Raw genomic sequence first — 9,665 nt, forward strand, 5'->3', positions numbered from 1 at the left:
TCCCACTACGCATTTTACTCCACAACCTTATCCGGCTGGATGAGCTCTTCGTAGTAGCTGATATGCTCGCGGGCGTCTTCGATTTCGGGCAGCAGGAAGTTGTAGATGACCTCGATGATCATCGTGGCGCTCATCTTGGAGAACGCGAAGTCGCCCGTTGTCAGTAGTGCTTCGTGGTTGACGGTATTAAAGGTGTAGTCTGCCAGGCGCGCGAGCGGGGATTTGCTGTCGCTGCTGATGACGACTACGGTTGCGCCGCAGTCGCGAGCCGCTTTTGCCATGCGATTCAGACGGCGCGACTTGCCGGAGTTTGAGATCAGCACGATAACGTCACCGGGGCGCAGCGTGAGCGCAAAACCAATCGAGGTCTCGCTGATGGTGCTTGCCATGCAACGAAGGCCCAGCTGCGAGAACTTGAACGTCGCGTCGAGCGCGACGGCGTTGGTGTTGCCTACGGCCGCAAACTCAATAACGCCGGCATTCTTAAGCGCGTGTACAACTGCGGCCAACGTGTCGTGATCAATGCCGTCGATGGTCGCATTAAGCTCACTCACCTTGGCGGCGAGGATATTTTTAAGGCTCTGCTCCATGTTGTCGAGCGAGACCTCGTCGGTCAGGCCCTCGTTGCGCTGACTCTCTAAGTCGCGCGCCAACGAAAACTGAAAGCTGCGGAAGCTGCCAAAGCCCAGCTTGCGGCAGAAACGCGAAACGGTCGCCTCGGACGTGGCGGCAGCGCGCGAGAGCTGAGCCGCCGTGAGGCGTGGCGCCTCGGACTGGTGCTCCAATATATAGTCGACAATGCGCTGCTCGGACTCGCTGTATCCCTGGTGGGTACTAATGAGGGAAAGTGCGCTTTTGCTACTATCGGTCATGGATGGCTCCTGGTTGGCATGAAAATCTAACTTGATTTGCAATGCCATAGTATACGGGCATTTTCAATTACAAGATACACCTTGCCGTTTCAAGTGTTGATGGTAAACTTTCACTTGCCGTTTACGGTTATGAAAGAACCTTTCACCGGAGAATTGCGCCTTGTCTCTTCTCACGCGGACGGTAGGTTGGTATCTTTCAGTTGTGGAAAAACGCGCATCGAAGCGCGTGTAGGGGAGCGCCCGCGGGCGCTGTACTCAAGAAGGAGGGACACATGGCTAAGTTTGACATCATCGCCGCGACCGGTTGCCCGACCGGCATTGCGCACACCTTCATGGCGAAGGAGGCGCTGGAGAAGGCAGCTGCCGAGCGCGGTCTGACCATTAAGGTCGAGACTCATGGCCAGGTCGGTGTCGAGAACGAGCTCACCAAGAGCGAGATCGCCGGTGCCAAGGCCGTCGTCGTCGCAGCCGATAAGGATGTCCAGGCTGAGCGTTTCGCCGGTAAGCCCATGGTTTCCGTTGGTGTTTCCAAGGCCTTGTCTGTCGAGACTGCTGGTAAGCTGATCGACCGCGCGCTCGCCGCCAAGGGCGACGACACGGTTGCCGCTGCCGCCGATGTCGAGGACGAGGTCGAGGAGAAGGAGTCCATCGGCCACGTCATCTACAAGCACCTCATGAACGGCGTCAGCCACATGCTGGTCTTCGTCGTTGCCGGTGGTGTTCTGACCGCCATTTCGTTCCTGTGGGGCATCACGTCCTTTGATTCGACGGCTGCCGACTACAACAGCTTTGCTGCGATGCTCAAGATCATCGGCGGCATCGCCATGAACCTTATGGTTCCGGTGCTTTCCGCCTACATCGCCGAATCCATCGGCAAGCGCCCGGCGCTCGTCCCCGGTTTCGTTGCCGGTATGATTGCCATCCAGGGCCTGCCTGTTAACGCCGAGACCGGCATGATCGACGCCGGTGGCGCCGGCGTGGGCTTCGGCTTCCTGGGCGGCATCGTCGGCGGCTTCCTTGCTGGCTATGTCATCCTGCTGCTCGAGAAGGTTTTCTCTAAAATTCCCGCGAGCCTTAATGGCCTGAAGGCAATCTTTCTGTATCCGCTGTGCTCTACCGCCATCGTCGGCCTGGTCATGCTCGGTATTTCCGGCCCCATGGCTGCCATTAACCAGGGTATGATGGATTTCCTGCAGAGCCTCGGTAACTCCGGTCCGGTGATCCTTGGCCTGGCCATCGGCTGCATGTGCGCCTTTGATATGGGCGGCCCGGTCAACAAGGCTGCTTACGCTACTGGCACCTTCCTGCTCGGTACCGCTCTCGAAGCTGGCGTCGGCACCGAGACCTACAACTTCGGCACCAACTTCATGGCTGCCGTCTCCGCCGCTTGCATCGTTCCGCCGCTGATCACCACCTTCGCCGTCGTTGTCGGCAAGAAGTACTTCAGCCAGGAGGATCATGACGCCGGTATCGTCAACCTCATCCTTGGTTGCACCCACATCACCGAGGGCGCCATTCCGTTCATGACCAAGAACATCTGGCCCGTCATGCCCATCATGATGCTCGGTTCTTCCATCGCTTCCATCTTGACCATCTTCTTCAACGTTCACGATCCGGCGCCTCACGGCGGCTTCCTGGTCCTGCCCGTTGTCGAGAACGGTCCGCTGTGGGTCCTCGCGATCCTCATCGGCGCTGTGGTCGGTGGCATCCTGTTCGTGGCCTTCAAGAAGTACGATTTCGAGAAGAATCAGAAGGCCGCTCCTGTAGCCAGGTCCGTTGAGGCCCCCAAGGCCGCTGCCGTCGAGGCCCCCAAGGCCGAGGCTGCCGACTTCGTGAAGGTCGAGAATGTCTTTGTCGCCGAGGACTTCGCTTCTCGTGACGAGGCTCTGAGCTTCGTTTCCAACCAGGCTGTCAAGGCCGGTATCGCCAGCGACGCCGACGCCGTGATGAACGCCTTCCTGGCCCGCGAGGCCGAGGGCACCACGGGCATGATGGAGGGCTTCGCCATCCCGCATGCCAAGTCCGACGCCATTACCGAGGCTGCCGTCATCGTCGTCAAGGACGAGTCCGGTGTGACCGGTTGGGACACCATGGACGGCGCTCCCGTCAACGTGGCCATCGCGCTGCTCATCCCGGGTGCCCAGGCCGGCACCACGCACCTTAAGATCCTGTCCAAGGTCGCCGAGGCGCTCATGGACGAGGACTTCCGTGCCACCGTCAAGGGTTCCACCGACGCCGCCGAGATCGCCAAGACGATCAACGCCCGCCTGGTCTAATCCCCCAGCCCGCGAATAACATCGCCCCCTGTATATAAGGCGGAGTCCCTCCCCAGGGCCTCCGCCTTTTTTCTATCCCTCCCATAAGTTGCGGTGAAATAGGGACTGTTTAAACGATTCAACCCCAAATTCAGTCCCTATTTCACCGCAACTTACAAAAGGGCATAGAGGGGGCTACCTATCGAGTCTTTGTCGCGAACAGATCATTAGCCAGAATTCCGTTCGCACGATATTGCTCTGGACCGACCGAGTTTCTGCAGCTTGCTCGCCCACAGGGGGCCGGGCGCGGCCTGTGAGATTTATCGCGAGTTCCGCACGAGCCGAAGAGCACTTAATGTGCTCTTCGTGCGAGCAGGACTGTAGAGCAGGAAATCTCACAGGCCGCGCACGGGCCCCTGTGGGCGAGCAAGCGGACGACAAACACATCTGTCCAACAATTCGTCCGAAACATAATGAAAAACCGTTTGATGTGAGTTAATATAAACAACGTCGTGAATCTGACTCCTGCCACATACATGACAGGGGTTAAACACAAAAAAGGAGTCAACTATGGTTTCTGAGAAGGCTACCCTCGTTAATCCTCAGGGTCTGCACATGCGTCCGGCTGGTCTGTTCGCCTCCACCATGGGCAAGTACGCCTGTGACGTGACGGTCGTCACCCCCGAGAAGGAGGTCAACGGCAAGTCCCCGATGGCCCTCATGGCTGCTGGTATCCCCTGCGGCACCGAGGTCGAGGTCAAGTGTGACGGCGCTGACGAGGCCGAGGCTCTGGCTGCTGCCATCGAGCTCATCAAGAGCGGTCTTGGCGAGTAGAACTCAAACGGGTCGCATGTTGAACAACTAAGTTATATTTGGGGGCGCAGTGACCTGTTGTAAGGTAACTGCGCTCTTTTGTCATGGATATGGCAAAACGCTTTATCACATGACACGGAGAGAGGAATGGGAATGTATCAGGGAGTCAACGCTTCCGAGGGCATCGGTATCGGCACCGTCATGGTCGCCGTCGATCCCGACTTGACGTTTGAGCCGCATGAGGTTGCTGATTCGGCAGCAGAGAAGGAGCGCTATCAGTCCGCTCTTTCGGTCTTCTGCGAGAAGACCCAGGCTCAGGCCGACCACATGAAGGAGACGGTGGGCGAGGCCGAGGCCGAGATCATGAGCGGACACATTGTCCTGGCTCAGGACCCGGGTATGACCGACGCCATCAACGCCGCCATTGACGGCGGTACCTGCGCCGAGCAGGCGCTCATGGACACCTCGACCATGTTCGAGAACATGTTCCTGTCCATGGACGACGAGATGTTCCGTCTGCGCGCGGCCGACATCGCCGACATCCGCACCGGTATTCTGGCCGAGCTGCTGGGCAAGGAGGTCGTCGACCTCTCCGTCCTGCCCGAGAACACTGTCGTTGTCGTGCACGACCTCACGCCGTCCATGACCGCCACGATCGATAAGGCCCACGTTGCCGGTATCGTCACCGAGACCGGTGGCCGCACGTCGCACTCCGCGATCATTGCGCGAGCCCTCGAGATCCCGGCTGTCCTTTCGGTCTCCAACAGCTGCACCGCACTGCGCAACGGCATGACCGTTGTCGTCGACGGCGGCAAGGGTATCGTCGAGGCCGATCCCGACGAGGAGACGCTCGCTGCCTACACCGCCAAGGCCGAGGCCTTCGCTGCCGAGAAGGCAGCCCTCGAGGCCTTCCGTGGCAAGCCGTCCGTGACTGCTGATGGCATCAAGAAGATCATCGCCTGCAACATCGGTAACCCCGATGACGTGCCCAACGCGCTCGATCACGACGCCGAGGCTATCGGTCTGTTCCGCTCCGAGTTCCTGTTCATGGACTCTGCTGAGCTTCCTTCCGAGGAGGAGCAGTTCAACGCCTACCGTAAGGTCGCCAGCGCGCTCAAGGGTGCTCCGGTCATCATCCGCACGCTCGATGTGGGTGGCGACAAGGAGATTCCGTATCTGCATATGGTCAAGGAAGACAACCCCTTCATGGGCTTCCGCGCCGTGCGTTACTGCTTGGCCAATCCCGACCAGTACAAGGTCCAGCTCCGCGCTCTGCTGCGCGCTAGCGCCTTCGGTGACGTCAAGATCATGATCCCGCTCGTCACCTGCGTCGAGGAGGTCTTGGCTGTCAAGGAGCTCGTCGAGCAGTGCAAGGCCGAGCTGACCGAAGAGGGGCGCAAGTTCAACGAGAACATCGAGGTCGGCATCATGGTCGAGACGCCCGCCGCTTCGCTGCTCGCAGACCGTCTTGCCGAGGTCGCCGACTTCTTCTCCATCGGCACCAACGACCTGATCGGCTACACCATGTGCGCCGACCGTGGCAACGACACCATCTCCAACCTGTACCAGGTTTACTATCCCGCCGTGCTCCGCTCGCTCAAGAACATCATCGAGAGCGGCGTGAAGGCCGGCATCATGGTCGGTATGTGCGGCGAGGCCGCTGCCGATCCGCTGCTCGAGCCGCTGCTGATCAGCTGGGGCCTGGAGGAGTTCTCGATGAGTGCTCCGTCGATCCTGCGCGCCCGTAAGACCATCAGTCAGTGGACCAAGGCCGAGTGCGACGAGCTCGCCGAGAAGGCGCTCGCCTGCAACACCGCCGCCGAGGTCAAGGCACTGCTCGAGTCCGCAGCTCGCTAATTTGGTATCAGAGGTAACCGCGTGGTTGGAATGGGCCGGCCACGCGGCCCTCACATATACAGGGGGTACTGTAAATGTTCTACACGCTAACCGCTAACCCGGCTGTCGACATGACGGTTTCGAGCTCTCCGCTCGAGCCCGACGAGAACGTCCGCACCGGTTCGGCCAGCTACACGGCTAACGGCAAGGGCCTCGACGTGTCCTTCGCCTTTAAGAAGATGGGCGTCGACACCGTCGCGCTCGGCTTCTTCGCTGGCTTCACGGGCAAGTTCATCGTCGAGGAGGTCATGAACCTGGGTTGCCTCTGCCGCCCGGTCTGGACCGACGGTATCACGCGCATTAACACCTACGTCAACGATGGCCAGCACGAGTACGGCATCCTGAACCCCGGCGCCCCGATCACGCCGCAGCACCAGGAGGAGCTCTACAACATCCTGGACACCGCGGGCGATCTCGAGTGCCTGATCGTCTCCGGCTCCGTGCCTCCCAAAGCTACGCCCGACTTCCTGGCTCAGGTCATGGAGCACGCTCAGGCTCGTGGCGCTGACGTCGTCCTGGACCTGTCCTCCGACAAGCTCAAGGAGCTCGCTCACAAGAAGCCGCTGCTCATCAAGCCGAACCATCACGAGATGAAGGCCATCTTCGGCGTGCCGGTCGACACCGACGACGAGGTTCGTGTCGCCATGAAGATGGCTCACGACGCTGGCGTTCAGAACGTGCTGCTCACCCGTGGTAGCCGCGGCGACGCTTACTTCTCCAACGGCGAGGACATCTGGTACGCCAAGCGTGAGTTCAACATCAAGCTGGTCTCTTCCGTCTGCGCCGGCGACTGCACCCTCGCTGCGTTCCTGCACAAGTGGTACAGGGATCGCGACAACGTCGAGGAGGCCATGAAGCTCGCTATGGCCACCGGCGCCAACGTTGCCGAGTCCGTCGGCATTGGCGACTTTGGTCACGTTGACGAGTACAGCAAGCGCGTTGCTGTCCGCAAGCTCGATCGTCAGTAATCGAAACGCGACATATTCGTGCGCATGCGGCGCCCCGGTTTCGGCCAGGGCGCCTTTTTGTTCCGTCATAGGGGAGAGATGTCCTGCCGTACTTCATCGCTTCCACACCGTTCACCGAGTTGTCCTAGCCTTTTACCGATGCGTGGAATATACTTTCATTAACACGTTGCTTCGTGAAAGGAACATTCATGATATACACGCTCACTGCAAATCCCGCCATTGACTACAACATCGCCTGCGACGGTCTTGCTGCCAACACCGTCACGCGTACCCGCAATGCCGTCTACACGCCCAACGGCAAGGGCCTCAACGTCTCGTTTACGCTTGACCACTATGGTGTCGACACCACGATCCTGGGTTTCTTCGCCGGCTTCTCGGGTGAGTTTATCGTTAAGGGCGCCGAGGCCCTGGGCGTGCCCGTCAAGCCCGTGTGGACCGACGGTATTACGCGCGTCAATGTGTTCCTCAACGCCGGTCCCGACACCGAGTACAACATGGTCAATGCCGGTGCCGCCATCAATGAGGCCAACGAGCAGGAGATGTTTGAACTTATCGATTCGCTCGATGACATGACCTGCCTGGTCATCAGCGGCTCGCTGCCTCCCAACACTTCCGAGGGCTTCTTGGCCGAGGTCCTGCGTCGCGTGAAGGCAAAGGGCGCCGAGTTCGTGCTCGATATCTCGAGCCATCAGCTGGCAGACCTCATTGCTCTGGAGCCACTGCTGATCAAGCCCAATGACGACGAGCTGCTTGACATCTTTGGCATCAAGGTGAGCGGTGGTGGCGACGAGTCCGTCAAGGGCGCTATGGCCGAGCTGCACGCCAAGGGCGCCAAGAACGTGCTGCTGACCCTTGGTGGCGCCGGTGCGTACTTCTCCAACGGCGAGCATATCTGGTTTGCCAACCGCACCTTCGACGTCAAGCTGCTGTCGACTGTGTGCGCCGGCGATTCCTCGCTCGCTGCCTTCCTGTCCGTGTGGCACGACGCCCCCGAGCGCGTCGAGGACGCCCTGCGCCTTTCGATGGCCACTGGCGCCAACGTGGTCGAGTGCCCCGGTCTGGGTGATTTTGCCAAGGTGGACGAATATAAGAAGCACATCGAGGTTCGCCAGGTCTGCTAGTTCCGGCACCTTGTCTGAATAGTTTGATTATTTCGCATCCGTCTTAGACTAGGACGGATGCGTTTTTGTTTATCGGACTTGCGTGTGCAGTGGAGGCTGTTTCTTGCTAGACTTTTTGCAGACGCAATCGATAGCCAATTTGATAGTCGCAGGAGGCCATAGGCATGTGCAATGTTTCGCTCAACGGTACTCAACCGTCCGATGCGTCCCTGCGCGTCCTGCGCGCGCTTGAGGCGGCTGGTCTTGAGGCTTGGTACGTGGGCGGTTGGGTGCGCGACGCCCTGATGGGGTACCCCAGCCACGATGTTGATATGTGCTGTAGCGGCCTGTGGCAGGAGTCCAAAGCGGCGCTCGAGGCCGCCGGCATCGCGGTTGTGGAGTCGGGCATTAAATTTGGCGGAATCACGGCTATTTCCGATGGCGAGCGTATCGAGGTCACCACGTACCGTCTGGATGGCTTTTACACCGATGGTCGTCATCCCCAGAGTGTGGAGCGTGCCGCCTCGCTCGAGGACGATCTGGTGCGCCGCGACTTTACCGTCAATGCCATGGCCTGGCATCCCGAGCGCGGGCTTGTCGACCGCTACGACGGCCAGGGTGACTTGGAGCGCAAGCTGATTCGCGCTGTCGGCGATCCCAAGCGTCGCTTTAACGAGGACGCCCTGCGCATGCTGCGTGCGGTGCGCTTTGCCTGCCGTCTGGACTTTATGATTGAGCCCGAGACCAAGCGTGCGCTTGCCGAGTGCGCGCCGCTGCTCGATGCCGTGGCGCGTGAGCGTGTGGGTATTGAGCTCGAGGGCATTCTTTCGACCGGTCATGGGGGAGACGCGATGCTCCGCTATCCCGAGCTCATCTGCGCCGCCGTGCCCGAGTTGGCAGCGGGTCGCGGGTTTGATCAGCGCAGTGTCTATCATGCGTTTAACGTCTACGTGCATATTGCCCGTGTGCTGACGGTGGCGGGGGAGCTCGCGCTGTGTGACGGCGTCGCGCCCTCGTCGAGCCTTATGTGGGCGGCGTTTTTGCACGATGTGTCCAAGCCCGAGTGCTTCACGGTCGACCATGCCGGTAGCGGACACTTCTACGGTCACCCCGAGCTCGGCGCCAAGAAGGCGCGCGTCATTATGGATCGCCTGGCGCTCTCGCACGACTTGGTGCGCGACGTGTGCCTGCTCATCAAATACCATGACAAGCCGCTGCGCCCCGAGCGCTCCTGTCTGCTCAATATGATGCGCGCGCTTTCGGGTGAGGGCGTCGACACGGCCCGCCTGATTGACGAGCTCATGGACCTTAAGCGTGCCGACACACTTGGCAAGGCCCCGTCGTGCTTCTATTACGTTGAGACGATTGAGGAGATGCGCGCGATGGCGCACGAGCTGCTGAAGGCAGGGGAGCCCTATACGCTCAAGATGCTCTCCATCAACGGCGGCGACCTGATCCGTGCCGGAGTCAAGCCCGGGCCGGAACTGGGTCAGCTTCTCAACTCCGCCCTCGACGCCGTGATCGAAGACAACATTCCCAACGATCGCGAAGCTCTTTTGGTCCATCTCAACTTGAATTAGCTACCCAGTTTACCTGCGTGTTCCATAACCTGCCGACAATTTTTTGGCAATTTGGAATTTCTTCTTGCGCTGACGTTTTTTGTCCCGTAATATATTTCTTCGCAGCACGGCAGTGCAGATGTCATGTGGCCCGTTCGTCTAGCGGTTTAGGACGCCGCCCTCTCAAGGCGGAGATCACCAG

General features: G+C 59.7%; 7 protein-coding genes. 6 read left to right on the plus strand and 1 reads right to left on the minus strand.

The window, feature by feature from the left end; genetic code table 11:
* Positions 1-14: 14 nt before the first annotated feature.
* Positions 15-872, minus strand: coding sequence for a MurR/RpiR family transcriptional regulator (locus FGQ61_RS05660; RefSeq protein ID WP_035138402.1), 858 nt, complete (start codon positions 870-872; stop codon positions 15-17).
* Between the two features lie 272 nt (positions 873-1,144).
* Between FGQ61_RS05660 and FGQ61_RS05665 the strand changes: the two genes are divergently transcribed.
* The 6 genes from FGQ61_RS05665 to FGQ61_RS05690 all read left to right on the plus strand — a co-directional run bounded on the left by FGQ61_RS05665 (position 1,145) and on the right by FGQ61_RS05690 (position 9,484).
* Positions 1,145-3,148, plus strand: a complete 2,004-nt coding sequence (locus tag FGQ61_RS05665; protein WP_138374857.1) for a fructose-specific PTS transporter subunit EIIC — start codon at positions 1,145-1,147, stop codon at positions 3,146-3,148.
* Between the two features lie 549 nt (positions 3,149-3,697).
* On the plus strand, positions 3,698-3,961 hold the full coding sequence (locus FGQ61_RS05670; RefSeq protein WP_022094575.1) for an HPr family phosphocarrier protein: 264 nt from the start codon (positions 3,698-3,700) through the stop codon (positions 3,959-3,961).
* A 132-nt stretch (positions 3,962-4,093) separates the two neighbouring features.
* Positions 4,094-5,797, plus strand: coding sequence for a phosphoenolpyruvate--protein phosphotransferase (gene ptsP, locus FGQ61_RS05675; RefSeq protein ID WP_035138206.1), 1,704 nt, complete (start codon positions 4,094-4,096; stop codon positions 5,795-5,797).
* A gap of 74 nt (positions 5,798-5,871) precedes the next feature.
* Positions 5,872-6,804, plus strand: coding sequence for a 1-phosphofructokinase family hexose kinase (locus tag FGQ61_RS05680; RefSeq protein ID WP_006233969.1), 933 nt, complete (start codon positions 5,872-5,874; stop codon positions 6,802-6,804).
* Between the two features lie 188 nt (positions 6,805-6,992).
* Positions 6,993-7,925 carry a 1-phosphofructokinase family hexose kinase gene (locus tag FGQ61_RS05685; protein ID WP_138374858.1) on the plus strand — a complete coding sequence of 311 codons (933 nt, stop codon included), beginning with the start codon at positions 6,993-6,995 and terminating at the stop codon, positions 7,923-7,925.
* Between the two features lie 164 nt (positions 7,926-8,089).
* Positions 8,090-9,484, plus strand: coding sequence for a CCA tRNA nucleotidyltransferase (locus FGQ61_RS05690; protein ID WP_138374859.1), 1,395 nt, complete (start codon positions 8,090-8,092; stop codon positions 9,482-9,484).
* Positions 9,485-9,665: the final 181 nt, after the last annotated feature.

Origin of the sequence: Collinsella aerofaciens, from assembly GCF_005844325.1 — a bacterium.
GTDB lineage: Bacteria > Actinomycetota > Coriobacteriia > Coriobacteriales > Coriobacteriaceae > Collinsella > Collinsella aerofaciens_G.

Coding starts and splice junctions, on each gene's coding strand:
- ptsP (WP_035138206.1), top strand. CDS start 4,094: ATGTATCAGGGAGTCAACGCTTCCGAGGGCATCGGTATCGGCACCGTC.
- FGQ61_RS05680 (WP_006233969.1), top strand. CDS start 5,872: ATGTTCTACACGCTAACCGCTAACCCGGCTGTCGACATGACGGTTTCG.
- FGQ61_RS05660 (WP_035138402.1), bottom strand. CDS start 872: ATGACCGATAGTAGCAAAAGCGCACTTTCCCTCATTAGTACCCACCAG.
- FGQ61_RS05670 (WP_022094575.1), top strand. CDS start 3,698: ATGGTTTCTGAGAAGGCTACCCTCGTTAATCCTCAGGGTCTGCACATG.
- FGQ61_RS05690 (WP_138374859.1), top strand. CDS start 8,090: ATGTGCAATGTTTCGCTCAACGGTACTCAACCGTCCGATGCGTCCCTG.
- FGQ61_RS05685 (WP_138374858.1), top strand. CDS start 6,993: ATGATATACACGCTCACTGCAAATCCCGCCATTGACTACAACATCGCC.
- FGQ61_RS05665 (WP_138374857.1), top strand. CDS start 1,145: ATGGCTAAGTTTGACATCATCGCCGCGACCGGTTGCCCGACCGGCATT.